Annotated in this window: 24 protein-coding genes and 4 tRNA genes; 20 read left to right on the forward strand and 8 right to left on the reverse strand. The window is 66.6% G+C overall.

Annotated elements, in window-relative coordinates; all coding sequences use genetic code 11:
* Window positions 1–111: 111 nt before the first annotated feature.
* Window positions 112–480: a hypothetical protein gene (locus ABVF28_RS16445; protein WP_371031354.1), complete on the forward strand. Its 369-nt coding sequence runs from the start codon at window positions 112–114 to the stop codon at window positions 478–480.
* Here the strand turns inward: ABVF28_RS16445 and ABVF28_RS16450 are convergent.
* Window positions 454–3,066 carry a DEAD/DEAH box helicase gene (locus ABVF28_RS16450; protein ID WP_371031355.1) on the reverse strand — a complete coding sequence of 871 codons (2,613 nt, stop codon included), beginning with the start codon at window positions 3,064–3,066 and terminating at the stop codon, window positions 454–456. The genes ABVF28_RS16445 and ABVF28_RS16450 overlap by 27 nt on opposite strands.
* Before the next feature lie 378 nt (window positions 3,067–3,444).
* On the opposite strand from ABVF28_RS16450, the gene ABVF28_RS16455 reads away from it, so the two are divergent.
* The 5 genes from ABVF28_RS16455 (at window position 3,445) to ABVF28_RS16475 (ending at window position 8,397) form a co-directional block, all read left to right on the forward strand.
* Window positions 3,445–5,151, forward strand: a complete 1,707-nt coding sequence (locus ABVF28_RS16455) for a type IV secretory system conjugative DNA transfer family protein (protein WP_371031356.1) — start codon at window positions 3,445–3,447, stop codon at window positions 5,149–5,151.
* A 79-nt stretch (window positions 5,152–5,230) separates the two neighbouring features.
* Window positions 5,231–5,674 carry a single-stranded DNA-binding protein gene (locus ABVF28_RS16460; protein WP_371031357.1) on the forward strand — a complete coding sequence of 148 codons (444 nt, stop codon included), beginning with the start codon at window positions 5,231–5,233 and terminating at the stop codon, window positions 5,672–5,674.
* Between the two features lie 16 nt (window positions 5,675–5,690).
* Window positions 5,691–6,290, forward strand: a complete 600-nt coding sequence (locus ABVF28_RS16465; protein WP_175460191.1) for a hypothetical protein — start codon at window positions 5,691–5,693, stop codon at window positions 6,288–6,290.
* 4 nt (window positions 6,291–6,294) lie between these two features.
* Window positions 6,295–6,522: a hypothetical protein gene (locus tag ABVF28_RS16470; RefSeq protein ID WP_371031358.1), complete on the forward strand. Its 228-nt coding sequence runs from the start codon at window positions 6,295–6,297 to the stop codon at window positions 6,520–6,522.
* Window positions 6,523–6,702: 180 nt separating this feature from the next.
* On the forward strand, window positions 6,703–8,397 hold the full coding sequence (locus ABVF28_RS16475) for a recombinase family protein (RefSeq protein ID WP_371031370.1): 1,695 nt from the start codon (window positions 6,703–6,705) through the stop codon (window positions 8,395–8,397).
* Here ABVF28_RS16475 and ABVF28_RS16480 read toward each other — a convergent pair.
* A tRNA-Val gene (locus ABVF28_RS16480) sits at window positions 8,357–8,429 on the reverse strand. The genes ABVF28_RS16475 and ABVF28_RS16480 overlap by 41 nt on opposite strands.
* 331 nt (window positions 8,430–8,760) lie before the next feature.
* On the opposite strand from ABVF28_RS16480, the gene ABVF28_RS16485 reads away from it, so the two are divergent.
* The 4 genes from ABVF28_RS16485 to ABVF28_RS16500 all read left to right on the forward strand — a co-directional run bounded on the left by ABVF28_RS16485 (window position 8,761) and on the right by ABVF28_RS16500 (window position 10,055).
* A tRNA-Gly gene (locus ABVF28_RS16485) sits at window positions 8,761–8,832 on the forward strand.
* Window positions 8,833–8,896: 64 nt separating this feature from the next.
* A tRNA-Cys gene (locus ABVF28_RS16490) sits at window positions 8,897–8,967 on the forward strand.
* A gap of 6 nt (window positions 8,968–8,973) precedes the next feature.
* Window positions 8,974–9,048: transfer RNA gene (locus ABVF28_RS16495), tRNA-Val, on the forward strand.
* A gap of 77 nt (window positions 9,049–9,125) precedes the next feature.
* Window positions 9,126–10,055 (forward strand): hypothetical protein, encoded by a 930-nt coding sequence (locus ABVF28_RS16500; protein ID WP_371031359.1) that lies wholly within the window; start codon window positions 9,126–9,128, stop codon window positions 10,053–10,055.
* Here the strand turns inward: ABVF28_RS16500 and ABVF28_RS16505 are convergent.
* The 5 genes from ABVF28_RS16505 to ABVF28_RS16525 form a co-directional block, all read right to left on the reverse strand.
* Window positions 10,045–10,635: an SMI1/KNR4 family protein gene (locus ABVF28_RS16505; RefSeq protein WP_371031360.1), complete on the reverse strand. Its 591-nt coding sequence runs from the start codon at window positions 10,633–10,635 to the stop codon at window positions 10,045–10,047. The two genes, ABVF28_RS16500 and ABVF28_RS16505, sit on opposite strands and share 11 nt — an antisense overlap.
* Before the next feature lie 60 nt (window positions 10,636–10,695).
* A complete protein-coding gene (locus ABVF28_RS16510; protein ID WP_371031361.1) occupies window positions 10,696–11,325 on the reverse strand; it encodes a hypothetical protein in 630 nt (209 codons plus the stop codon).
* Window positions 11,322–12,803, reverse strand: coding sequence for a nicotinate phosphoribosyltransferase (locus tag ABVF28_RS16515; protein WP_371031362.1), 1,482 nt, complete (start codon window positions 12,801–12,803; stop codon window positions 11,322–11,324). The genes ABVF28_RS16510 and ABVF28_RS16515 overlap by 4 nt, the downstream gene beginning before the upstream one ends.
* Before the next feature lie 45 nt (window positions 12,804–12,848).
* Entirely contained in the window at window positions 12,849–13,691 is an 843-nt protein-coding gene (locus ABVF28_RS16520; RefSeq protein ID WP_371031363.1) for a ribose-phosphate pyrophosphokinase, read from the reverse strand.
* Between the two features lie 122 nt (window positions 13,692–13,813).
* Window positions 13,814–14,824 carry an acyl-CoA desaturase gene (locus ABVF28_RS16525; RefSeq protein ID WP_258068132.1) on the reverse strand — a complete coding sequence of 337 codons (1,011 nt, stop codon included), beginning with the start codon at window positions 14,822–14,824 and terminating at the stop codon, window positions 13,814–13,816.
* 329 nt (window positions 14,825–15,153) lie between these two features.
* Here ABVF28_RS16525 and ABVF28_RS16530 point away from each other — a divergent pair, with 329 nt between their 5' ends.
* The 10 genes from ABVF28_RS16530 to ruvB all read left to right on the forward strand — a co-directional run bounded on the left by ABVF28_RS16530 (window position 15,154) and on the right by ruvB (window position 24,479).
* Entirely contained in the window at window positions 15,154–15,570 is a 417-nt protein-coding gene (locus ABVF28_RS16530) for a hypothetical protein (protein WP_371031364.1), read from the forward strand.
* Window positions 15,571–15,768: 198 nt separating this feature from the next.
* The gene (thrS, locus tag ABVF28_RS16535; RefSeq protein WP_371031371.1) at window positions 15,769–17,691 is read left to right on the forward strand and encodes a threonine--tRNA ligase; all 1,923 of its coding nucleotides are present in this window, start codon (window positions 15,769–15,771) and stop codon (window positions 17,689–17,691) included.
* Entirely contained in the window at window positions 17,688–18,260 is a 573-nt protein-coding gene (locus ABVF28_RS16540) for an HIT domain-containing protein (RefSeq protein ID WP_371031365.1), read from the forward strand. Before thrS ends, ABVF28_RS16540 begins: the two co-directional genes overlap by 4 nt.
* Before the next feature lie 119 nt (window positions 18,261–18,379).
* Complete coding sequence (gene pdxS, locus ABVF28_RS16545; RefSeq protein ID WP_151423520.1) at window positions 18,380–19,297, forward strand: pyridoxal 5'-phosphate synthase lyase subunit PdxS; 918 nt, start codon at window positions 18,380–18,382, stop codon at window positions 19,295–19,297.
* Between the two features lie 7 nt (window positions 19,298–19,304).
* Window positions 19,305–19,901 (forward strand): pyridoxal 5'-phosphate synthase glutaminase subunit PdxT, encoded by a 597-nt coding sequence (gene pdxT / locus ABVF28_RS16550; protein ID WP_371031366.1) that lies wholly within the window; start codon window positions 19,305–19,307, stop codon window positions 19,899–19,901.
* Window positions 19,902–19,946: 45 nt separating this feature from the next.
* Window positions 19,947–21,251 carry a M18 family aminopeptidase gene (locus ABVF28_RS16555; RefSeq protein WP_371031367.1) on the forward strand — a complete coding sequence of 435 codons (1,305 nt, stop codon included), beginning with the start codon at window positions 19,947–19,949 and terminating at the stop codon, window positions 21,249–21,251.
* A gap of 169 nt (window positions 21,252–21,420) precedes the next feature.
* Window positions 21,421–22,185 carry a YebC/PmpR family DNA-binding transcriptional regulator gene (locus tag ABVF28_RS16560; RefSeq protein ID WP_104311984.1) on the forward strand — a complete coding sequence of 255 codons (765 nt, stop codon included), beginning with the start codon at window positions 21,421–21,423 and terminating at the stop codon, window positions 22,183–22,185.
* Between the two features lie 5 nt (window positions 22,186–22,190).
* A complete protein-coding gene (gene ruvC / locus ABVF28_RS16565) occupies window positions 22,191–22,820 on the forward strand; it encodes a crossover junction endodeoxyribonuclease RuvC (protein WP_371031368.1) in 630 nt (209 codons plus the stop codon).
* 4 nt (window positions 22,821–22,824) lie between these two features.
* A complete protein-coding gene (ruvA, locus tag ABVF28_RS16570; RefSeq protein WP_371031369.1) occupies window positions 22,825–23,448 on the forward strand; it encodes a Holliday junction branch migration protein RuvA in 624 nt (207 codons plus the stop codon).
* A complete protein-coding gene (ruvB, locus tag ABVF28_RS16575) occupies window positions 23,445–24,479 on the forward strand; it encodes a Holliday junction branch migration DNA helicase RuvB (protein ID WP_104311981.1) in 1,035 nt (344 codons plus the stop codon). Before ruvA ends, ruvB begins: the two co-directional genes overlap by 4 nt.
* Here ruvB and ABVF28_RS16580 read toward each other — a convergent pair.
* On the reverse strand, window positions 24,476–24,607 hold a 132-nt coding region (locus ABVF28_RS16580), incomplete at its 5' end, for an integrase core domain-containing protein (RefSeq protein WP_371031372.1). The genes ruvB and ABVF28_RS16580 overlap by 4 nt on opposite strands.

Here is a 24,607-nt window from a genome sequence, read left to right on the forward strand (position 1 = left end):
CCACCACGCCACCGCCGCAGACGAACTCCGCCGCGTCACGACCGGCACGAACCTGCGCTAACCTGACCACGCGACCTGAGGAATTCCGATGAGCAACTCTGGGGAATTTCGATGAGCGCCATCATCACCGAACAGGAGAGCCGAGTCGGAGACGCTGTGGTCCCTGATCGACGGACTGTTCAGCGCTGGGGACGCTACGCCGACGCCATCACCCGCTGGGAACACATCACCGGAAGAGCCGCACCTGCGCCAGCCCTCTTGAACGACGCCGACGGCCCACGCCCTGCCCCGGCGTTCGTGGAGAGGCTGATGGGCCTGCCGACTGGATGGGTCACCGACATCGACGAGCTGACGCAGAACCAACGGATCACTGCGCTCGGCAAAGGCGTCCTGCCGCTCCAGGCGGCGTCGGCACTTCGGGGGTTGGGATCGCGAGTGACGCCCGCAGGAGCGTCAGTCGGCGGCGTCCACGGCCGGTAGAAGTGCCGCGAGTTCAGGTGTCCCATATGTGAGGAAGACCAGCGAGGCGTCGTCGCTCTCGTCCCATGTGGCGCGGTCAAACGTGACCGGCAGTGCCTCGACGGGAGACGGATCGAAGTACTCCTCAATGTCGCGTACGCCATCGAGTTCGCTGAAGGACAGCTTGGACAGACTCTCGGCTGGCGGCTTGAGTCGGTAGACCTTTGGGTGCTGGTCGTCCACTTCGAACGCAGCGCGGCTGAGCCCATTCGTCGTGAGCCGACGCTCCAGTTCCTCTGGTGTTGTGGCGCCGACGAGCTGGGGCGGTTCCTTGACGTGGCTCTCACCGGCGGGTTCACCCAGATCGTCGTTGCCCACCGGTTCGTTCTTGATGTCCTCGACTTGCTGTCGGATTTCGCCGACCTCAGACTTGATGTCGGTGGGCGTTGTGTGCCCGGTCAGGGCGAGACGCTCGATGGCCTTCTCGATGTTTGCCAGCACAGGGGCGGCATCGCCGACGATGTCAGTGAAGTCTCCGTAATCCTCTGCGATGCCCTTGTAGACCTGTTCCTCGACGGTATCGGCGTAGAAGTAGTTGCTGATGCGAATGTCCTTGTAGGACGCCCCGATGCGATCAACGCGGCCGATCCGCTGCTCCACCCGCATCAGATTCCATGGCATGTCGTAGTTGATGAGCCGTCCCGAAGTTTGCAGGTTAAGACCCTCACTCATGGAGTCGGTGCCGATGAGAACTTCAAGCTCGCCACTACGGAACTTGGTCTTGATCTCCGACTTTGCGACCTCGGCCCATGATCCGGATTCGGCGTCGTAGACCTCACCGCCCCGGCCCGAGTAGCAGCCGAGGCGGCGGTACCCCGCCGTGAGCAACCGCTCACGGACGTAGTCCATCGTGTCGGCGTACTGGGTGAAGACAACCACAGACGAGTACGTGTTCAGCGCCTCAGTCACGTCAGCAACGAGCTGGCTGGCCTTGCTGTCTTCGCCGGAGATGCTGTCGAGGTCTTGGAGGAACGACTTGAGTTCGGCGATCTCGTCGCGGAGTCGGTCGGCCCTGGTGTCGAATGCCTCTGGCTCGAACAGTGATCCTTCGACATCCACGTTGTCGTCATCGGTGAGCAGTTCAGTCAGGTTCTTGCCGTCTTCCAAGACACTCAGTCGGCGACGAAGAGACCGCTTGATCGCCTCAAACGATGAGGTCAGGCGACGGCGATAGACGGTCATGATGAATCCGAGTGCCTGATTGCCCGCCTCCGCCATGTACGCGTTGTAGTGGCGGCGGATGTACTCCTCAATGCGCTCGTATAGTCGGCGCTCGTTTGGCTCCAGCGGGATGAACTCGTCCTTGACGTGGCGATATGGGATGACCACGTCGTCAGGGATGATCCCGGCTGCCTGGTACGCGCGCATCGTCTTTCTGGTATTGCGGAACACGCGATCCCGCATCGGAGTGTGCCGGCGGAGCCACTTGTCCATCCACTCGGAGGTCTCGTTGGGGAACTTGGCTTTCAGGTCCGCGCTCGGCGGGTTTCCGGCCAGGGCCGTAACCACATAACCACCAGTCCAGCCAAGCGCGTCGTCGATCTGCCGTTCGAGGTCAGCGTCCCGCTCGGCCTGCGGGTCGGAGAAGTAGTCCTCCAACATCGCGCATAGCAGGTCCCAATGACGGTGCATCGGATCGATTGCCAGAAGCTTGAAGTACCGGATGAAGTCTTCGGCGCTGACAGCCCATCGGCCCTTGAGCCCGAGAAGGGAGATCAGGTCCCAGGCTTCGTGCGGGTTCATCTGCATCGGTGTAGCGGTGGCGAGGTACAGCGCACGCCACATCTCTTTGCCTCGCATCTCTTGGAGCAGCGCCAGCAGTGAGTTCGCGGTGTGGGTCGGCTTGGAGCCGCGTCGACGGGCGTGGTGTGCTTCGTCTACGAGGACGACATCCCAGGGCCCGGCGTCGAGTATCTGCCGCCGGCGGTCGCGGCGGCGAGCGAGGTGCGATGACGCGAGCACGATGGGGAACGCCGACCATGGATTGGCACTTGGATCGACCGGGATCGGCTCGTCATAGCGATCCACGAAGGAGCCCTTGTCGAATCGCGCGACATCGAGGTTCATCTTCTCGTGGAGTTCCTCTTGCCACTGCTTCATCACAGATGCGGGGACAAGTAGCAGTGCCTTCTTCGCCCGGCCTGATGTGAAGAGCTCGCGAAGGACCATGCCCGCTTCCACGGTCTTGCCGAGTCCAACCTCGTCGGCGAACAGGTAGCCGCGCGGGTAGGTGTTTACGACACGGCTGATGAGTTCTGCTTGGTGTGGGAGGGGCTGCGCCCATGCTGATCCGATACCGGTCCAGGGCGATTCGGTCGGTGCGTCCCGCAAGGCGACGAGCTCGTCCCATGCTTCCTCGACGTCGAACCCTTCGGTGTCGTCTTCCGACGAGGTCGGCACCTCCAAAGGTGGCAAGACAACGCCGGATGGTAGCGGTGGGTTCTCGGGCGCGTGTTCGATGAGGTGCTGCCGCACTGCCGACGGCAGGTCGATGACTGCCCATCCTGCGTCGGCGTTGTCGGTCCAATGTTTCTCGAAGTCGAGCACCTTGTGTACACCCAGGTAGTCCCAGATCGGGACATTCCAGGATGGTAGGCGTCGAACGTCTCGTGGTTCCTCGCCCAGGCTGTCACCGATGAGTTGTTCGATCCGTTGAAGGCGACTCGATTACCGTAGCCATCCGCGAAGATGCCGTATTTGGTGTGGAAGTAGCGACCCGACTCTCGATGCGTAAGCAAGTCGCCGTTCTTTCCCCGTGGGACACCGACACGAATCTCAAGGCGGTCCGTGGAAACCATCCACGCAAGCACGCTCAGATGCTCGTTCTGAACGATCCGCGCCCCGGCAAGCTCCGGGTCCGCGAGCAGCCTCTCCGCCACTACCGCCTGCAACACCGCCAACGCCGCCCTCATCGGGCTGATTGGCATGTTCGGCATCGCGCTCGTGCTGCGCGCAGCCGGCAGCATCACCGCGTTCCTCACCGGCCTGCCACAGCCGGACGCCGGCCCGGCCGCGGGCCTCGGAGTGCTGTTCAACCCCGCCGACCCCGCGACCACACTCGGTGCCGACGGGCTCAACCCGATCCTCTACTGGCTCATCAGCACGGTCATGCTCGGCGGGCTCGCCGCCGGGACCGTCTGGGTCTGGATCATGCTGCGCCACCACACCAGGAAGACTGAGACCGACCCACACCGCCTCGCCGGGACCGCCACCAGCCAGGAAGTGAAGACGGCCGCATCGGCGAAGGCACTGCTGCACCGCGCTGACACCTTGCGGCCGTCGCTGGAATCCCCAACACCGGAGGATGTCGGCTACCTCCTCGGAGCCAGTCGCGGCACGAAGGTATGGGCATCGGTCGAGGACTCGATCCTGCTGATCGGCCCGCCCCGCTCCGGCAAAGGCCTCCATGTCGTCATCAACGCGATCCTCGACGCACCCGGCGCGGTCGTCACCACCAGCACCCGGCCCGACAACCTCACCGCCACCCTCCGCGCCCGCCGCCGTCGCGGCGGCCCGGTCGCGGTGTTCGACCCGCAACGCCTGGCCGAGGGCATCCCTGCCGGGTTGCGCTGGTCACCGGTACGCGGCTGCCACGACCCACTGACCGCGATGATCCGCGCCAACGGCCTCGCCGCCGCTACCGGCCTCTCCGCTGGTGGGGTGGAGTCCGGAGGCTTCTGGGAGGGCAAGACCCGCACCGCGCTTCAGAGCTTGCTGCACGCCGCAGCCCTCGACGGCAGACCACCCGCCGAACTGTTTAGATGGACCCTCGACCCCTCGGCTGCCTCCGAAGCGGTCGCGATCCTCAACTCCCACCCGAACGCGGCGATGGGCTGGGACGACTCCCTGGCCGCGATGATCGACGCCGACCCCAAGACCCGCGACAGCATCTGGCAAGGCGTCTCCCTCGCCTTCGCCGCGCTTGCCGACCCTCGCGTGCTCGACGCGGTGTCACCTGAGCCGGACGAGCAGTTCGACCCCGAGACCTTCCTCACCGAGCACGGCACCCTCTATCTGCTCGCCACCGGGGCAGGTGCGGGTGCCTCCGCGTCGCTGGTTGCGGCGTTCGTCGAAGACCTCATCGAGACAGCGCGCAGGCTCGCCGCCCGCTCGCCCGGAGCCAGGCTTGATCCGCCGCTGCTGCTCGCGCTCGACGAGATCGGGAACCTCGCGCCATTGCCGTCGCTCCCGACGCTCATGGCCGAAGGTGGCGGCACCGGGATTACCACCATGCCCGTGTTGCAGTCTCTTGCCCAGGCCCGCGACCGGTGGAGCGAGCACCAGGCCGGCGCGATCTGGGACGCCAGCATCGTCAAGATCATCCTCGGCGGCGCCTCCAACAGCCGCGACCTCCAAGACCTTTCCACCCTCATCGGCGAACGCGACGAGTACACCGACTCGGTGACTCTCGGGGACGGCGGTACCCGCTCCAACCAACGCTCCATCCGCCGCGTGCCGATCCTGCCGCCAGACCGCATCCGCACGCTGCCGTTCGGCACCGGCATCACCATGCTCCGCTCCGCACCACCCATCGTCACCGACCTACGCGCTTGGCCCTCCCGGCAGGATGCCGCGCAGCTCCGCAGCGATCGCGCGGAGCTCGAAGCTCTCCTGCGCAGCCCCGCATCCTGACGACTCTGGGTGCCGGGGCGTACCTGCCTGACACAGCGACCACGTGCAGCTGGTCGCCCGAGTTCAGGAGGACGCCATCATGGCCATTCATACCCAGGAGTCACTGTCAGGCTTCATCGCCTCGGAGCCGTTGCTCACCGAGACGGCCAAGGGCGACGCGAGGTTCTTCGCCCGCATTGGCAAGGAGCACTTCCGCCGCGAGGAAGACGGCTCGTTCACCCAGACCGAGACGACCTACCACCACCTGGTGATGTTCGGACGGTCGGCCGAGCATGCACACGCGAACTTCGCCCAGGGCGACAACTTCTTGGCCGAGGGCTACACGCGCCCGGTCAACTACGAGCGCAATGGCCAGGCGATCGAGGGCGAAGAGTTCATCGCCAAGAAGATCGGCCACGACGCCGCGCGAACCCGCTACGAGGTAGACCGCACCCCGCGCAACTCGGCCGGACGAGACGCAGCCGCCTACGAGCCGCCCCAGCGAACGAACGCTGTGGCACAGGCCGCGCCGGTCAGCATGTGAGTTCGGGAGCCAGACCATGACGAACGATCAGAACCAAGAACCCGCAGCACCCGATGTCCCCGTCGGACCGTCCGAGGTGGATGAGCCTGACGTGTTCGACGGGCCGCCCCGCGTCACCAACGCCGACATGCCCGAGCCGCCACACCCGGTGAACTGGAACCTGCTCACCGCTCACGAGCTGGAGCAGGAATGGCTCGCGCTGAACCGGTGGGTGGACTGGCTGCGCCGCACCTACGGACTTCAGGTCTCGGTGATTCCGCCGTTCTGGCATCACCATCCGGAGATGGTCTGGGAGTTGTCGGCACTGCACCTGCACTGGCTGGCTGCCTACGACCCCGAGCAGAACGCGTCCGCACCCCTCGGTTGGCATCGCGACTTCGCAGACGCGCGAGAACGCCTCCGCTACTGGGTCACCGCCTGCAGTACGCGCGGGGACCGCGACCGTCCCACCCGGCAGGCCGCCTGGCCCGGCGAAGAGCCCGCCCCCGCGATCCAGGAGGTGAAGTTCGACGACAGGGACGAAGAGTTCGTGGACTTCGTGATCACCCAGGTCCGCAAGCGGCAGGAAGCCGAAGACGAGTTCTACGCCAGTCTCGCCGACGACGAGGGTCCGTAGACCGATGAGCCGCTATGCCAAGAAGACCGACCGTCGCCCCTACGAGGAGCGGTCGTTCTCCGTCCGGGCCGTGCATCGCGACCGCGCCGACCTGCACAAGCTCACCGAAGTTCTCATCCGGCTGACGTTGCAGGAGACAGGCGAGAGCCGAGCCGCCCGCGAAGCGGCCCGGGTGCCCGACACCTACCGGGCGGCCCCCGATGACCTGGCCACCTCAGAGGCCGCCCGGTAGAATGAACCTCGCAAGCCTCGCAACGCGGGGCGTTGTGGCCCAAACCTCGTCATCTGGCGGGCAACACGCACCGAGACCATCGGGTCTCGCCCTACAGCCTTCACCGGCTGCTCTCACGATCAACGCCCCTCCCACCGCAGTGGGAGCGCGAGGGTCGAACCGCGTGAGAGTGAGCCACCGATGACCACCATTGCCGACGATCCGGCAGCCAGCCTCATCGACCCGCCCCGGACCGCTGCCGTCGCAGTGTCGTACCTGCGGGTCTCAACCCGTGAGCAGGCAGAGAAGGGCGGCACCGACGAAGGCTTCTCGATCCCCGCCCAACGCGAAGCGACCAGGCGCAAGGCCGAACAGCTCGGCGCCGGCATCGTCGAGGAGTTCGTTGACGCGGGAGCCTCAGCCAAGTCCTCCGACCGGCCCGAGCTCATGCGGATGATCCAGTACGTCAAGGCCAACAAGGTCGCGTACTGCATCGTTCACAAGGTCGACCGGCTCGCCAGGAACCGAGCCGACGATGTGAGCATCCACCTCGCACTCCAACAGTGCGGGGTCGTGCTCGTATCCGCGTCGGAGAACATCGACGAGACGCCCTCCGGGATGCTGCTGCACGGCATCATGTCCACGATCGCCGAGTTCTACTCCCGCAACCTCGCCACCGAAGTCACCAAGGGCATGACGCAGAAAGCCATCGGCGGCGGTACAAACGGACGAGCGCCCATCGGGTATCTGAACGTCCGCAAGCGCGACGAGATGGGCCGCGAGCTTCGCACCATCGAACTCGACCCCGAGCGCGCGCCCATGATCGAGTGGGCCTTCAAGGCATACGCCTCCGGGAACTGGAGCGTCAGCCAGCTCCACGACGAACTCACCTCGCGCGGACTGCGCAGCCTGCCCACGCCGAAGAGGCCGGCGAAGCCCTTGGCCGTGTCCACCATCCATCGCCTCCTGACCAACCCGTACTACAAGGGCGATGTCATCTACCGAGGCACCCGCTACAAGGGCAACCACCCGGCCCTCGTGCCTGCCGAGGTCTGGTACCAGGTCCAGTCCGTGCTCACCGCGCACCAGTGCGCCGTCGAGGCAACCCAAGTCCACGGCCACTACCTCAAAGGCACCATCCACTGCGGCCAATGCGGATCACGGCTCATCGTCTCCAACGCGAAGAACCGCCACGGCAACGTCTACTGCTACTTCGTGTGCTCCGGGCGGCACTCCAAGCACACCGACTGCACGCGCCAGGCGATGCTCATCGAGGACGTCGAGAAACTCGTCGAGGACTACTACACGCGCGTCCAGATCACGCCGGCCCAGCAAGACGCACTCGCGGGGATGCTCCACCACGAGTTCGACCGGCTCATGGCCGCCGAAACCGAGGAACTGGAACGCCTCACCACCAACCGCAACCGGCTCGAAAGCGAGCAAGACCGCCTCATGCAAGCGCACTACGCCGACGCGATACCGCTCTCCGTACTCAAGCGCGAGCAAGACCGCATCGTCGCCGAACTCGACCAGGTAACCCGCCGTATCGACGCCCACTTCGGCGACTACGCCGACGCTCGCGCCCACCTCGATGACGCGCTCGGCCTGCTCGCCAACTGCGCTGACATCTACGCCCGCTGCGACGACACCAACCGGCGGCTGTGCAACCAGGCGTTCTTCACGAAGGTCTTCATCGACGAGGACAACGAGTTGCGCGTCGAGCACAACCGGCCCTTCGAAATGCTCCTCGATCCGCAGGTCAACGCTAACGCGCTGACCTGGGCCGCAGACATGAACAAGGCCCGAACCTCTGCCAACGTTTCCATTGGCAAGGGTTCGAGCCTTGTGCGTGCGGTGGGTGATGCGGGACTCGAACCCACGACCTCTTCCGTGTGAAGGAAGCGCGCTACCAACTGCGCCAATCACCCGCGACGAGGACTAATCATGCCACAGAATCCGGCGGGGGATGAGCACGCGGCACTGAAGTGCCGAACCGTGTCGCCGTGTCGTCCACGTGCACGAGTCAGTCGTGCACGCCCCGGGACTGCGGACGTGCTTGCAGCGCCTCGAACGGCACCCTCCGGCGACTGTTCGCACCAGCCCCTCGTGCAGGAGACCCAAGACGCCCGCCGCGGCTTGCCGTTCTGACCAGGACTTTCGGCGAATTACACCGGTGGATTTTGTATCGCGGCTCGAGTTCCTATAGAGTCATTCTCGCGCTGGTCAAGCCGGAACGGAAGTTCCCGAGACAAGCGCGATGCGGATGTGGCGCAGTGGTAGCGCATCACCTTGCCAAGGTGAGGGTCGCGAGTTCGAATCTCGTCATCCGCTCGAGTGTGACTCAGTCTGGTGGTAAACACCAAACGGAGTTTGCACGGGTTTCAACCCACAACACGGTGACGTGGCCGAGAGGCGAGGCAGCGGCCTGCAAAGCCGTCCACACGGGTTCGAATCCCGTCGTCACCTCGCAATGGGCGATTGGCGCAGCGGTAGCGCGCTTCCCTGACACGGAAGAGGTCACTGGTTCGATCCCAGTATCGCCCACCATCGAGAAGAAGGCCCCTGAATTTCAGGGGCCTTCTTCGTGTCCGCCGTCACTGCCGAACAAGCGGAGGATCCTCACCATGACGTCCGCGAGGGATACGACAGGCTCCGCAGCCGCAGGCAGTCAGCGCTCGAGACTCGAGGAACGCTACTTCCGGCGTATGGCGGCCGCCGTCGACGAGAAGACCGAGCTCACCGACTGGCTTCGCGGTGGACGCATTCTCGACATCGGCGCCGGCGGGGGAGAGCTGGCGGCCAGGACCGCAGCACTTCCTGACGTGGACGACGTCATAGCGCTCGACGACTCCGCCGACGCGGTCGCCCACTTGCGTGCTATCCCCGGCATTACGGTGCGGTCAGGGACCGCCGAGCAGCTTTCGGAACTCGGGTTGCGCGACCTCGACGGCATCGTCATGAGCTCGGTGCTGCACGAGATCGCCTCGTACAACCCGCGGGGACCAGAGCACGGTCGACAGGCTGCGCTGGCGAACCTCGCCGTTATCGGGAGGGCGCTCGCCCCCGACGGGGTGCTGATCATCCGCGACTTCGTCATGCCGAGCAACCCGGACCGGCCGCTGACGCTCGTCACCCCGGGACGGGATGGGGACGATCTGCTCGGCGCCTACCGGGAGCAGGTCCCAGTGCCCGAGCTCGCGGACTTCACCGCACGCGGCCCCCACACGTTCATGGCGACAGCGCGTGCTGTCACGGAGGCGCTCCTCACGGTCAGCTGGGGTGAGGGGTCGCTGCCGAGAGAGGCCCAGGAGCAGTACTGCCAGTTCGAGTTCGACGAACTTCCACACGCGGTTCTGGCCATGGACCCGGAGCTGTCGCTCCTGCACAGGGAGGCGTGGATCCAGCCCGGGTATCGACAGCACCTCGCGGGATGGACTGTTCTCGAGGAGGACGGGGCGCCCTGGTTCCCGGACACGAAGGCCGTCTGGGTCTTCGAACGGAGTCAGGCGAGGGCCCACGACGGCGGCCGGGATCGCCGAGCGCTCACGCCGTGAGGTCCCGTTCGAGTCGGAGAACGCCGAGTTCGCTATCGACGGTGAATTCCCCGTCGTCGAGGCGGCGGGCCAGACTCGTCAACCAGGCCCCGTAGGAGACTGCGATCGGAGCAGGAGTCGGTCCGTCGATCGGCAGCCAGATGACCTGCCCACGTTGGCCTGCGGGGAGCGGATCGAGGTCCACGGCGTGACCCGTCCCGTCAGAATCCGTGAAGCGGAGCCAGCCGCTGCTGTTCGGAATCGCTCGCACCCGATCCGGAGCCATCCACGAATACTCCGTCGAGCCCACATCGTCGCCGAGCGCTTCGGACCGCACGCGGTGATCTTCGAGCATTGCCTCGATGCTCAGGAATGCCAGATAGTCGAAAAGGTCGAGGAGCTGCGTCGGGTTGTCCTGCCCGTCATGAATGCGCAGGCTCGCCACCAGTTCGTCTGGCAGGTCACCGACTGCGCCTGCAAGCTGGTCAAGCGAAGCGTCGTCTGCGCCGGGACGCAACGTGTCAGCGACGGCAGGGACGTGACGGCGCAGGACGCGCTCGATCATCTCCCAGGCCTCTGCGATGTGCGGCATCTCGGCCATGAGCCCAATCCTCTCTTCGTGTGTGGACCTGCAAGGTGCCCGGTTTTTCCTCAGAATGACTCAGTCGCTCCACTCCCACACGGTCGTGCGGCCCCTGAGCTTGACGCCCGTCGTGTCGGTGGTGACCCGCACGACACCGGTTCCCTCGAGCCAGCGTCGGAAGTTCGGGCGATCGTACGGCTCCGATTTCAGCGCTGCACCGAGCGCGAGGGCGGTGCCGGAGGTGAACTTCTCGCCGAGCAGCGCTCGCGTGACCTCCCAGTCCCGCCAGAGGATCTCACCGAGCCTCACACGCGCCGCCTCTACGATCACCGTGTGGTCGAAGGGCAGGCGCAGCGCGTCGTCGAGCGGATGCCAGACCAGTTCGCCGGCACGGGCACCCGGTTCGAGGAACACGAGACTCGCGAGGGAGATCGTCGCACTGCGTGGGTCGCGCATGGTGCCGTCGAACCAGCCGAGCTGGCGGGTAAACCGCACCTCGGGCTCCGGGATACCGGCTTTCGTGCGCATGGCACGCAGCACTGGGCCCGGCCCGTGCTCGCCCGCAAGCAGGAGCACCCCCGGAAGGGCCTCGACGCCCGCATGCGGGTCGTACTGTCGCACCGCCAGACCGAACTCCAGCCGCTCGTCGCGATAGCGCACGGGCAGTGCATCCATCGCGACGAGCGGCTGATCGTACGCTTCGCTCAACGCAGCACCGTCTGCGCGGCCAGCACCGCGCGAATGTCGGAGAACGTCTGACGGCGAACGAACGCCCCGTCCTCCCACACGGTCTGCAGGAGGGATTCAGCCTCCTCCGCGGGCGTGGCGCGCTCGATGAGGCGCATCCGAGCGTCTGCGTCTCGGACGACGGCGAGTCGCCCCGTCGCGCTCTTCTTCGTTCCGCTGTCGGTCACTGGGTCCTTCCGGATGTCGACGCCGCGACCATCGACTCGGATCCACGTCGCCTTGATCGCGGACATGAACGTGTCCCTGGTCTGGTACTGGTACCCGAAGCTTCCCATGCCGAAGACGACGTTTCCAGACGCGAAGCCCTTCGCCGCGAGTCGCTCGGTGATGCGCACAGCCCGCTCGCGGGTGATGGAGTCGCCGTAGATGGCGCCGATGTGCGGGTCGAGCTCCCGGAAGCCCGCGGCGTTCACGGTGCCGCCGAACGTGTCCCAGAGGAGTTCGATGACCCCCTTCCGCTCGGCCGTGCTGACGCCATGGCCCTCGTCCTCGATACCGCAGAGCATGTCGACGGGGTCGCCTGAATCCGGCCGAATGACGAGCTTGCCGTCGCGCGCGAGCACCTCCTGCTTGAGGGCGGGCAGGTACTCGGTGAGGACGCGCCAGAGGTCGAACGTGTCGGAGACCACGGAGACGATGCCGCTCGGGTACAGGTGGAGGAGCCGCTCGAACAGCTCGCGCTCGCCGACCGTGGCGATGCCGGCGCACATCACGGAGTGCTCGGTCGCAGGCACGCTCCCCGCGACGAACTCGCCGCCGTAGTGGCGCTCGATCCAGTCGATGGAGACGAGAGAGTCGGTTCCCGTGAAGCTGAGCAGGTGCGCGGCGCCGCTCATCGCCGCAGTCTCGTTGGAGGACATGCCACGGTAGGAGAAGTCGTGTCCCTGCCAGTCGACGGCTGCGGGCGGCGTGCCCGTCCTGGCGGCCGCGACCTCGAGCGTCTCTCGCATGGCCCTGGCGAGCGTCGCCGTCGTCGAGGCCTGCCAGATCTCCGCGCTCAGGACCGTCTCGACGTAGTTCGTCAGCCAGAAGAAGTCGGGGTGCGTGTTCTCGATCGTGAAGCTCGGGATGCGCAGCGGTACCGCCGTGCCTTCTGGGACAGCGCAGAACCGCAGGGGCAGGAACCCGAGCCGGTGCAGTGCGCGGATGTGCGCGCTCCCGATCGTGTTCGGGCCGAGGATGCGCGCGACTCGTGCCTCGTAGGCCGCGCAGACCTCGTCCTCGTCGGCCTCGAAGAACACCCGAAAGGAGTCCGTGTAGCGCTCAAGGAACGCCTGGAGCCCGAAGTGCACGACGGCCCCGATGTCCGCGATGCGGGATCCGCGGTTCGTGTAGTTGGAGTAGACGCCCGTGACGTTCCCCGCGAGTCCGTACTGCTGCAGGTGGCCGAGCTTGTACGCGTCCGTCTGGAAGAGGGGAGCGATTGCCGTGAAGTTCATGGTCGTGCCTTTCTGGTGGCGAGGTGGAGGTCGTCGTCGCGCTGCTCAGCGCTCGACGAAAGGGGCAAGGATGTTGCGAATCGAGAGCACCTTGGTCGCCACGCCTTCGCGAGCGGAACCGGGGTGCGAATCGGTGGTGATGATCTCGGCGAAGTGCTGGCGCAGGGCAGGCGCCTCGCCGGAGAACACGCCGTGGCTCACGAAGAGGGAGAGCCGCTCGCGATTCAGGCCCGTCGCCTCTGCAAGTCCTCTGAACGTGCCGCCGCCGTCGCAGATGTCGTCGACCACAAGCAGTCGTCCGTGCTCCGGCAGCTGCTCGCAGCTGAAGCCGGAGAGTCTGCCCGTGGCGAAGTCGCGGTGCTTCTGTGCACGGAAGAGCGGAAGGTGCAACGCGTCGGCCGCAGCCTGCGCACGGGTGACGGCGCCCGCGTCCGGCGCGATGACGCCCGTGAAGTCGTGGGTGTCGCCGACACGACCGATCGTGGCACGACGGATGTACGGTGCGGAGCCGATCACCTTGACGTTGTCGATCAGCGCGGGCGCGACTCGGGAGTGAGGGTCGAAGACGATCACCTGGTCGAGCCGGAAGCTGTTGATGAGCTCGGCGTAGACCCTCGCGCCGAACGGCACGCCGCGGTCGGCCCGGGCCGCGGGCAGGTACGGGAGGAGGGCGACGGCGCGGTGCCCGAGCCCGTGGGTGTAGTCGGCCCACATCCCGAGGGCAACGAGGTCCGACGGGTCAGCACCGGTCACGGTGGCGTAGGCCGGCACCTCCTCAAGGGAGTCGGGCACGACGAGGGAGACCTCGCCGCCCGGGAAGCGCATGGTGCGGATGGCGCTCGTGGCCTTCCAGCCGGAAGGCATCTGTGCTTGGAAGTGGATGCTCATGACTCGAGCATACGCCCCTATTCGTAGATCTACGAATAGACGTCGGCGAGTGACCTGGGAGGGACACGAAGAAGGCCCACCCGGATGATCCGGATGGGCCTTCGAGCACGTGTGGGGTCAGGTCACACGCGACGGAACTGATTGACGAGCGGGCAGTCGAACGGGTCTCGTGCCTGCAGGCCAACGCGGTTCAGGTACTCGATCACGATGCCGTACGACTTGATGAGCGTCGTCTCGGTGTACGGCACCTCGAGGTTCTGGCAGTGCTCGCGGATGATCTCGCGAGCTCGAGCGAGGTGCGGACGCGGCATGCTCGGGAAGAGGTGGTGCTCGACTTGGTAGTTGAGACCGCCCATGAGCGCGCTGGCCCACCAGCCACCGCTGACATTGCGGGACGTGAGCACCTGCTTGCTGAAGAAGTCCATCTTGACGTCTGCCGGGATGATCGGCATGCCCTTGTGATTCGGCGCGAAGGAGGCGCCCATGTAGACGCCGAAGACGGCCATCTGCACGGCGACGAACGCGAAGGCCATGCCGACGGGCAGGAGCCAGAAGATGGCGCCGAAGTAGATCGCGAAGCGCACTGCGATCATGGTGAACTCGACCCAGCGACCCTTGATCGGCTGCCGCGTGAAGAGCGACTTGATCGAGCGGAAGTGGAGGTTGTAGCCCTCGAACGTGAGCAGCGGGAAGAAAAGGTAGCCCTGCTTGCGCGTGATCAGTGCGAGGAGACCGGTCTGCTTCCGGGCGTCTTCCTCGGTGAACGAGATCGTGTCGAAGTCGATGTCAGGGTCTTTGCCCATCTTGTTCGGGTTCACGTGGTGCTTCGTGTGCTTCGTCATCCACCAGCTGTAGCTCATGCCGACGACGCCCGCCGCGAGGAAGCGACCGAGGCGGTCGTTGCCCGGGCCGGACTCGAGCACCTGTCGATGCGAGGCCTCGTGCGCGATGAACGCGAACTGCGTGAAGATGATGCCGAGCGCCGCGGCGATGAGCAGCTGGAACCAGCTGTCGCCGAGGAGGATGAAGCCGGTGATCGCGCCACCCAGGGCGACGATGAGGCCAGCAGCCAGCATTCCGTAGAACCAGCGAGTGCGCTTGAGGAGCCCCATCTCACGGATGACCTTCGACACTGCGCTGTAGCTCTGCGTGACGGACTTCGCTCCCGGTGTGCGGGGCTTCGTGGTTCGGACGCGACCGAGACCCTGAAGCGGGCCTGAGGCCTGGGGGAGCGCAGAAGATGAAGTCGTGATGTGAGGATCCCCTCGGTCGGCAACCTTCGGTTGTTCGTACGCCAAAGGCAGTCCGCCGATCGCTGACTTCAGGCTAGCCGGATGTGCCGCCTTCTTGGCTGTGTATCTGCACGCGTCGCGTCACCCAGCGTCTTCACACGCGATGTATCTCGACCCGGCGTATCTTGTTCCCATCACGGATCGCGCCGAGCGGCGCACTTGGAGGAACCATGTCTTCGACGGGCAGCAGCGCAGGTGCGAACACGGGCGAGCCGAGGGGCGGCCGAGTGCGCGATTCCGCGAACTCGGGAGCGCGCGTGCAGGCCGTGCACACGGGGCTCAAGAAGGTCGTCACGGGTCGCGAGAGCGTCATCAAGGAGCAGGCGGTGAAGCTTGCCGAGAAGCTCGACGTGAAGACGGACGGTCGACACCATCAGAAGATCCGACTCGCGCTCCTCGCCCTGAACAGCCTCGTGGACACGCTCGGCAAGGACGGCACGGCCGCCTCAGAGAAGAAGAGCTCCGCTCGTGACGAGGGCACGGACCCTGCCGGGAACTCGAAGCGGCCCACGACGGCATCAGCGAGTTCGGACGAGCCCGAGGACATCGGCACCTTCACCGCCAAGGGAAACCGTCCCGCGAAGTAGGGGAACTCGTTCGTCGCGCGTCGACCGGTGCTCGGCGTGAGCCGGTGCCGCGATAAAGTGGTCGCTTGTTCATGCCTAACGACAAGGAGCATCGTGACCAGCGATCCCGTTGACCTCGAGACCGAACCCCGCCAGAGCGATGCCGGCGGCGCGACGACCACCGGATTCGAGCTCTTCACCGACCGCTCCGTCGTCGCGATGAAGCTGGACGGGGAACTCGTCGACCTGGCCCGCGAGGTACCGGACGGTGCAGTCGCAGAGCCGGTCACGATCGACAGCGAAGAGGGGCTGAGCATCCTCCGCCACTCCGCCGCGCACGTCATCGCGCAGGCCGTGCAGAAGATCAACCCGGACGCCAGGCTCGGTATCGGTCCGCCCATCACCGATGGCTTCTACTACGACTTCGACGTCGAGACCCCGTTCACCCCTGAGGACCTCAAGGCCATCGAGAAGGAGGCCCAGCGCATCCAGCGTCAGGGCCAGCGCTTCGTGCGTCGCGTCGTCACCGATGACGAGGCTCGAGCGGAACTCGCGAGCGAGCCGTACAAGCTCGAGCTCATCAACATCAAGGGCACCGGCGCGAACGCGGACAACGAGTCCGTCGAGGTCGGGGCGGGCGAGCTCACCATCTACGACAACGTCGACCCGAAGACCGGCGAGGTCTACTGGAAGGACCTCTGCCGAGGCCCGCACGTGCCGTCGACTCGCATGCTCAGCAACGGCTTCGCCATCCTCCGCTCCGCCGCCGCCTACTGGCGCGGATCAGAGAAGAACCCTCAGCTGCAGCGCATCTACGGCACCGCCTGGCCGACGAAAGACGAGCTGCGCGCGTACAAGGAGCGCATCGAGGAGGCCATGAAGCGCGACCACCGTCGCCTCGGTCGTGAGCTCGACCTGTTCAGCTTCCCGGACGAGCTCGGCTCCGGTCTTCCGGTCTTCCACCCCAAGGGCGGCATCATCAAGCTCGAGATGGAGGAGCACTCCCGCAAGCGCCACGTGCAGGAGGGGTACAGCTTCGTCTCGACCCCGCACATCACGAAGGGGCGACTCTACGAGATCTCGGGCCACCTCGACTGGTATCGCGACGGAATGTACCCGCCGATGCGCATCGACGAGGAAGTCGACGAGGTGGGCAACGTCACGAAGCAGGGCCAGGACTACTACCTGAAGCCCATGAACTGCCCCATGCACAACCTGATCTACAACCAGGGCGCGCACTCGTACCGCGAGCTGCCGCTGCGCATGTTCGAGTTCGGCACCGTCTACCGCATGGAGAAGTCCGGGGTCGTGCACGGGTTGACTCGTGCGCGCGGCTTCACGCAGGACGATGCGCACATCTACTGCACCCGTGAGCAGATGCGGGATGAGCTGTCGAGGACTCTCAAGTTCGTGCTCTCGCTCCTCAAGGACTACGGTCTCGACGACTTCTACCTCGAGCTGTCGACGAAGAACCCGGAGAAGTTCGTCGGAGACGACGCCACCTGGGAGGAAGCGACTCGCACGCTCGAGGAGGTCGCGACCGCGTCAGGACTCGACCTGGTGCCGGATCCGGGCGGAGCAGCGTTCTACGGGCCCAAGATCTCCGTGCAGGCGCGAGACGCCATCGGTCGCACGTGGCAGATGTCGACCATCCAGCTCGACTTCAATCTGCCCGAGCTCTTCGACATGGAGTACGCGGCCCCTGACGGCACCCGTCAGCGGCCCGTCATGATCCACCGTGCGCTCTTCGGCTCGATCGAGCGCTTCTTCGGCGTGCTCGTCGAGCACTACGCCGGTGCGTTCCCGGTCTGGCTCTCGCCGGTCCAGCTCGTGGCCATCCCCGTCGCCGAGCAGTACGGGGACTACCTGCAGACCATCGTCGACGAGCTGCGTTCGCACGGCGTTCGCGCCGAGCTCGATGCCTCAGACGACCGCATGCCCAAGAAGATCCGCAACCACACCAAGGCGAAGGTGCCGTTCCAGCTCATCGCCGGCGAGGACGACCGCGCGGCCAAGACGGTCTCGTTCCGGTTCCGCGACGGCACGCAGCGCAACGGCGTCCCGATCGAGGACGCGATCCGTCTCGTCCGGGGGGCCGTCGACGAGCACCTGCTCGTCAACACGGCAGAAGACCTGGCATGAGCGCCCTCGGGTTCCCGGAAGGCGAGCTGGACGGTCTCGAGATCGAGCCCTCCGCGGACTTCGCTGGGGTGCCCGACTCATTCCAGCGTCTCTGGACGCCGCACCGGATGGCGTACATCCAGGACGGACAGGACCCGGCCGCGGACGCCTGCCCGTTCTGCGTCGGGCCCACGATGGATGACGAGAAGTCGCTCATCGTGGCCAGGGGCGAGCACGCGTTCGTGGTCATGAACCTGTACCCGTACAACTCGGGACACCTGCTCGTCTGCCCCTACCGCCACGTCGCGATGTACGACGAGGCCACGGAGGACGAGGTGCTCGAGATCGCGCACCTCACGCAGACCGCCATGCGCGTGCTGCGTGAGGTCTCGAACGTGGACGGCTTCAACATCGGCATGAACCAGGGCCGACTGGCCGGCGCTGGGATCGCTGGCCACCTGCACCAGCACATCGTGCCGCGGTGGCAGTTCGACGCCAACTTCTTCCCGATCATCGCGAAGACGAAGGCGTTCCCATCCCTCCTCGGAGAGACGAGGCAGGCGCTGGCGGATGCTTGGCCGCGGGCCTGACATCCAACGTTTTCATTGGGCACTCGCCCAACCATGCGGGGGCTGCGCCGCGTCTACACTTGAGCACACTTCACACCCGAACCGCCTCGCACTGACTGCACGCGGAGACTAAGGACATCATGAGCGAACGCACTGCCACCCCTGTCGGGGCCGACGGAACCGTCGGCTCGAACCGCGTCAAGCGCGGACTCGCCGAGATGCTCAAGGGCGGCGTGATCATGGACGTCGTCACGGCCGAGCAGGCCCGCATCGCCGAGGACGCGGGTGCCGTCGCCGTCATGGCCCTCGAGCGCGTACCCGCCGACATCCGCGCGCAGGGCGGCGTCGCGCGCATGAGCGACCCGGACCTCATCGAGAGCATCATCGCCGAGGTCTCCATCCCGGTCATGGCGAAGGCCCGCATCGGGCACTTCGTCGAGGCACAGGTGCTGCAGGCCCTCGACGTCGACTACATCGACGAGTCCGAGGTGCTGAGCCCTGCCGACTACGTGAACCACATCGACAAGTGGCAGTTCACGACGCCATTCGTCTGCGGCGCCACGAACCTCGGTGAGGCCCTTCGTCGCATCAACGAGGGTGCCGCTATGATCCGCTCCAAGGGCGAGGCCGGTACGGGCGACGTCTCCGAGGCGACCAAGCACATCCGAAAGATCCGCGGCGAGGTCGCGGCCCTCACCTCCATGACCCGCGACGAGCTGTACGTCGCCGCGAAGGAGCTGCAGGCGCCGTACGAGCTGGTGCGCGAGATCGCTGAGACCGGCAAGCTGCCCGTCGTGCTCTTCACCGCCGGAGGCGTCGCGACGCCCGCCGACGCGGCCATGATGATGCAGCTCGGTGCCGACGGCGTCTTCGTCGGCTCCGGCATCTTCAAGTCCGGCAACCCAGCCCAGCGTGCCGCCGCGATCGTGAAGGCGACCACCGCGTTCGACGACCCGGCCGTCATCGCGGCCGCCTCGCGCGGGCTCGGCGAGGCCATGGTCGGCATCAACGTCTCCGACCTGGCTGCCCCCCACCGCCTCGCAGAGCGCGGCTGGTAGCAGGTCGTTGGCAGCTCCCACGGTCGGCGTCCTGGCGCTGCAAGGCGACGTCCGTGAGCACCAGCAGGTGCTCACGGACCTCGGCGCCGAAGTCGTGCTCGTCCGCACTCCGGCGCAGCTCGAAACCGTCGCCGGACTCGTCATCCCCGGTGGGGAATCGAGCGTCATCGACAAGCTCTCGCGGATCTTCGACATCGCCGAGCCCATCAAGAAGCGAATCTCGTCCGGGATGCCGGTGCTCGGCACCTGCGCCGGGCTCATCATGCTCGCAGACACCGTGCTGGACGCGATCGACGGGCAGCGGAGCTTCGGCGGGCTCGACGTCACCGTCCGCAGGAACGCCTTCGGATCGCAGAACCAGTCGTTCGAGACCGAGCTCGACGTTCCCGAGCTGGGCGAGCCAGCGGTGCACGCCACCTTCATCCGCGGCCCGGTCGTGGACGCGGTCGGCGACCGAGCCCGGGTGATGGCCGCCCTGCCTGACGGCCGCGTGGTGGCGGTGTCGCAGGGGAACCTGCTCGGAACCTCATTCCACCCGGAGATGAACGGCGAAACACGGTTCCACAGCTACTTCCTGGATCGCGTCACCGATCACGCCGCCTGACCACACCTATTCACGCATCGACTCGAGAGAAGCCAGGAGACGAATATGGCGAGACGCCGACCGAGCAGAGCCGCGCGAAGCAAGCAGGTCAGCGATTCGCTCGCCGCCTTCATCCGCGACGCACCGTCGTCCTTCCATGCGGCGGCTGAGGTGGCCAGGCGGCTCGAGGACGCGGGCTTCACCTCCCTCGACGAGCGTGAGGAATGGCCGCAGGAAGCAGGTGGGTACGTCGTCGTGCGTGACGGCGCCGTCATCGCCTGGCGCGTCCCAGAATCCACCACTCCGACGACACCGTTCGCGATCGTGGGAGCGCACACTGACTCGCCGGGGTTCAAGGTCAAGCCGACCCCCGAGTCGTCGGCGCACGGCTGGCAGCGCCTCGAGGTCGAGGTCTACGGCGGTCCGCTGCTCAACTCCTGGCTCGACCGCGAGCTGCGCGTCGCGGGACGTCTCGCGCTTGCCAATGGCACGACGGTGCTCGCCGCCTCTGGTCCCATCGCGCGCATCCCGCAGCTCGCCATCCACCTCGACAGGGGAGTGAATGAGCGAGGTCTTGCCCTCGACCCGCAGCGCCACACGCATCCCGTGCTCGGGCTCGAGGCGGCAGGCGGCGTCGTCACCGCTCTCGCGGAAGCTGCAGGCGTGGATCCGGAGACGATCGCAGGGTACGACCTCTTCCTCGCCGACGCGCAGGACGCTCAGCTCTTCGGTCACGGCGACGCACTCTTCGCCGGCGCACGCCTCGACAACCTCGTCAGCGTCCACGCGGCCACGACCGCACTCGTCGAGACGGTCCCGAACGGCGTCATCCCCGTCATCGCGGCGTTCGACCACGAAGAAGTCGGGTCCGCGAGCCGGTCCGGAGCGGCAGGTCCCTTCCTCGGCGACGTCCTCGCGCGCATCCAGGAGGGGCTCGGTGCGGGACCCGCGCAGCAGCGGCGCGCGCTCGCAGCCTCGTGGCTCGTCTCCAGCGACCTCGGCCACAGCGTGCACCCGAACTACCCGGAGAAGCACGACGACGAATCCCGGCCGATCGCGGGACGAGGCACGCTCCTCAAGCTGAACGCCAACCAGCGGTACGCGACCGATGCCAGGGGGAGCGCGCTCTGGAACGGCGTCTGCCAGAACGCGGGCGTCGCCGTGCAGCCGTTCGTCTCCAACAACGCGCTGCCGTGCGGCTCGACCATCGGCCCGATCTCAGCCACCAGGCTGGGCATCTCGACCGTCGACGTCGGCATCCCCATCCTCTCCATGCACTCGGCACGCGAGCTGGCGGCCATCTCCGACATCGAAGCCCTCGAACGCGCACTGGCGGTCTTCCTGGCCGGAGCCTGGCCAGAGCACGCGTAAGCCGGCTCGCCTCGAGCAGGCGCAGCCCAGGAGCACGAGTAAACTGGGGACAGACCGCGCGCCGACGACGACCGGTCGTGTCCCGATTCTTGGGCAACGGTGTCGGCGCGCACACGATCAGAAGCAGGCGCCCGCCTTCGGCGAGACGCGCGAGAATAACGGAGAACACATGTCCGGACACTCCAAGTGGGCGACGACGAAGCACAAGAAGGCCATCATCGACTCGCGCCGCGCGAAGTCGTTCGCCAAGCTCATCAAGAACATCGAGGTCGCCGCCAAGATCGGCGGCGCTGACGTCGCAGGAAACCCCACGCTGGCCGACGCGATCCAGAAGGCGAAGAAGACCAGCGTCCCGATCGACAACATCAACCGCGCCGTCAAGCGCGGGGCGGGTCTGACCGGCGAATCGATCGACTACACGACCATCATGTACGAGGGCTACGGCCCCGGAGGCATCGCGCTCCTCATCGAGTGTCTGACCGACAACAAGAACCGGGCAGCCGCCGAGGTGCGCACCGCCATGAGCCGCAACGGCGGGAACATGGCAGACCCGGGCTCGGTCGCCTTCAACTTCGAGCGCAAGGGCGTCATCGTCGTCCCGCACGAGGAGACGCCCACCGAGGACGACATCCTCGAGGTCGTCCTCGACGCTGGCGCCGAAGAGGTCATCGACCACGGACACGTATTCGAGATCCGCACCGAGGCGAGCGAGATGGTCGGCGCACGCGCGGCCCTGCAGGCCGCCGGCATCGACTACGACTCCGCGGACGCCGAGTTCGTCCCGAACGTCAAGGTCGAGGCCGACGCTGAGACCGCACGCAAGGTCTTCCGCCTCGTCGACGCCCTCGAGGACAGCGACGACGTGCAGAACATCTTCACCAACATCGACGTGTCCCCAGAGGTGCAGCAGCAGCTCTCGGAAGACGACGAGTAGTCCGAGTGCCGCGGCGCATCCTGGGCATCGATCCGGGTCTCACCCGCTGCGGCCTCGGCATCGTCGACGTGCACGGGCGACAGCGGGTCGAGTTCGTGCACGTCTCGGTCGTCACGTCATCACCTGCTGACGAACTGCCACGGCGCCTCCGGCTCCTCGCCGACGGCATCGAGGCGATCCTCGACGAGTACACGCCCGATGCCATCGCACTCGAGCGCGTCTTCGCGCAGCAGAACCTCCCGAGCGTCATGGGTGTCGCCCAGATCTCCGGGGTCGTGCTCGTCGCCGCCGAGCGCCGGGGCATCGCGGCCGCCCTGCACACTCCCTCGGAAGTGAAGGCCGCCGTCACCGGCTACGGATCTGCCGAGAAGAAGCAGGTCGGCACGATGGTGCAGCGCATCCTGCGCCTGGACGAGATGCCCAAGCCCGCAGACGCGGCCGACGCCCTGGCCCTCGCCATCTGCTCGGCCTGGAAGACCCCACTGGGAACCGCCGCGGGCAGCGCTGCCGAGGCGGCCCCGCTCCGGCGAGCCCCAGCGGCTGCCGGGCGCACGCCCGAGGTGCCGACGGCGGCGCAGAGCGCGTGGCTCGCCGCCGAGCGTGCCGCGAAAACTCGCGGCCGCCGCGTACGGTAGACCGGTGATTGCTTCCCTCCGCGGCCAGGTGCTGTACCGAACCGCCACCACGGTCACGATCGAGGCCGCCGGTGTCGGCTACCAGGTCTTCGTGACTCCGGCCCATGCGCTCCAGCTGCGCCTGGACGCAGAGGTGCTGGTGCGCACGCACCTCGTCGTGCGCGAGGACGCGTGGACCCTGTACGGCTTCCAGCGATCCGAGGAGCTCGAGATCTTCGAGCACCTCATCACGGTGACCGGCGTTGGCCCGAAGTCGGCGCTCGGTGTGCTCGCGCACCTCGAGCCGGAGCAGGTCGCACGCGCCGTCGCCGAGGAGGACGTCAAGGCCTTCACCGCGGTGAGCGGCATCGGCCCCAAGACGGCCAAGCTCATCATCCTCTCCCTCGCCGGCAAGATCGCTCTCGCCCTCTCCCCGAGTCCTGCGGCTGGCGAGCCAGTCGGCCAGAACGGTTCGGCGGCACTGCGCCGCGATGTCGTCGAGGCGCTGCTCGGCCTCGGCTACGCGGAACGGCAGGCGGCTCCCGCGGTTGAAGACGCCGCGAAGGCGCTCGACGGCGAGGACCCTGACGTCGCAGCGCTGCTGCGCGCGACACTGAAGCTCCTCGGACCCGCGGGGAGCCGCTCGTGACCGACGTCTCGCGCATCCCCGAGTCACCGGAATCGGAGGCGGAGATCGCCTTCGAGGGGGCGCTTCGTCCCGCGAACCTCGCCGAGTTCGTCGGCCAGGCGAAGGTTCGCGTGCAGCTCGAGCTCCTGCTCAAGGCAGCGGCCATGCAGAGCCGGACGCCCGACCACATCCTGCTGGCCGGGCCGCCGGGACTCGGAAAGACGACGCTCGCCCTCATCGTCGCGGAGGAAACGGGGCAGCCCATCCGCCTCACGAGCGGCCCGGCCCTCCAGCACGCTGGCGACCTCGCGGCCGTGCTCTCGAGCCTCGTGCCCGGCGAGCTCCTCTTCATCGACGAGATCCATCGGATGGCGCGCACCGCCGAGGAGATGCTGTACCTCGCGATGGAGGACTTCCGGATCGACATCATGGTCGGCAAGGGGGCCGGGGCGACCAGCGTGCCCCTCGAGCTCGCCCCGTTCACCGTCATCGGCGCCACCACCCGCGCCGGACTCCTGCCGAACCCGCTCCGAGACCGCTTCGGCTTCACCGCCCACCTCGAGTTCTACGAGGACGGGGAGCTCGAGCGTGTCCTCGCGCGCGCGGCTCGCCTTCTCGATCTCCGGGTCGACGACGCGGCGCTCGCCGAGATCGCGACCCGCAGTCGGGGAACGCCCCGAATCGCGAACCGGCTCCTGCGGCGAGTCCGCGACTACGCGCTGGTCCACGAGACCGATGCAGACGAGCAGGCCGTGCAGCACGCGCTGCTCGTCTACGACGTGGATGCGCTTGGCCTCGACAGGCTCGACCGGGCCGTCCTGCAGGCGCTCATCGATCGCTTCGCCGGGGGACCGGTCGGCGTCAAGTCGCTCGCCGTCTCCGTCGGCGAGGAAGCAGAAACGGTCGAGAGCGTCGTCGAGCCGTTCCTCGTCCGCACGGGACTCGTCACGCGAACGCAGCGGGGCCGCGTCGCCACGCAGCAGGCCTACGCGCACCTCGGCCGGGCGCTGCCGGGCGGCGCCGTGCCGCAGGGGCCCCGCCTCGATATCTAGTTGTCTTGCCCCGTGAGGTTGTGAACGCGGTCTGAGGGGCGTTGGCCGCCGATTCCGGTGTGGGGTCTGTGGTGATTGTAGTGATGGAGCCAGGTGTCGTAGGTCGCGGCCCTGGCATCGTCGCTGGT

It is taken from the genome of Pseudoclavibacter sp. JSM 162008, assembly GCF_041366455.1.
Lineage (GTDB): Bacteria > Actinomycetota > Actinomycetes > Actinomycetales > Microbacteriaceae > Pseudoclavibacter.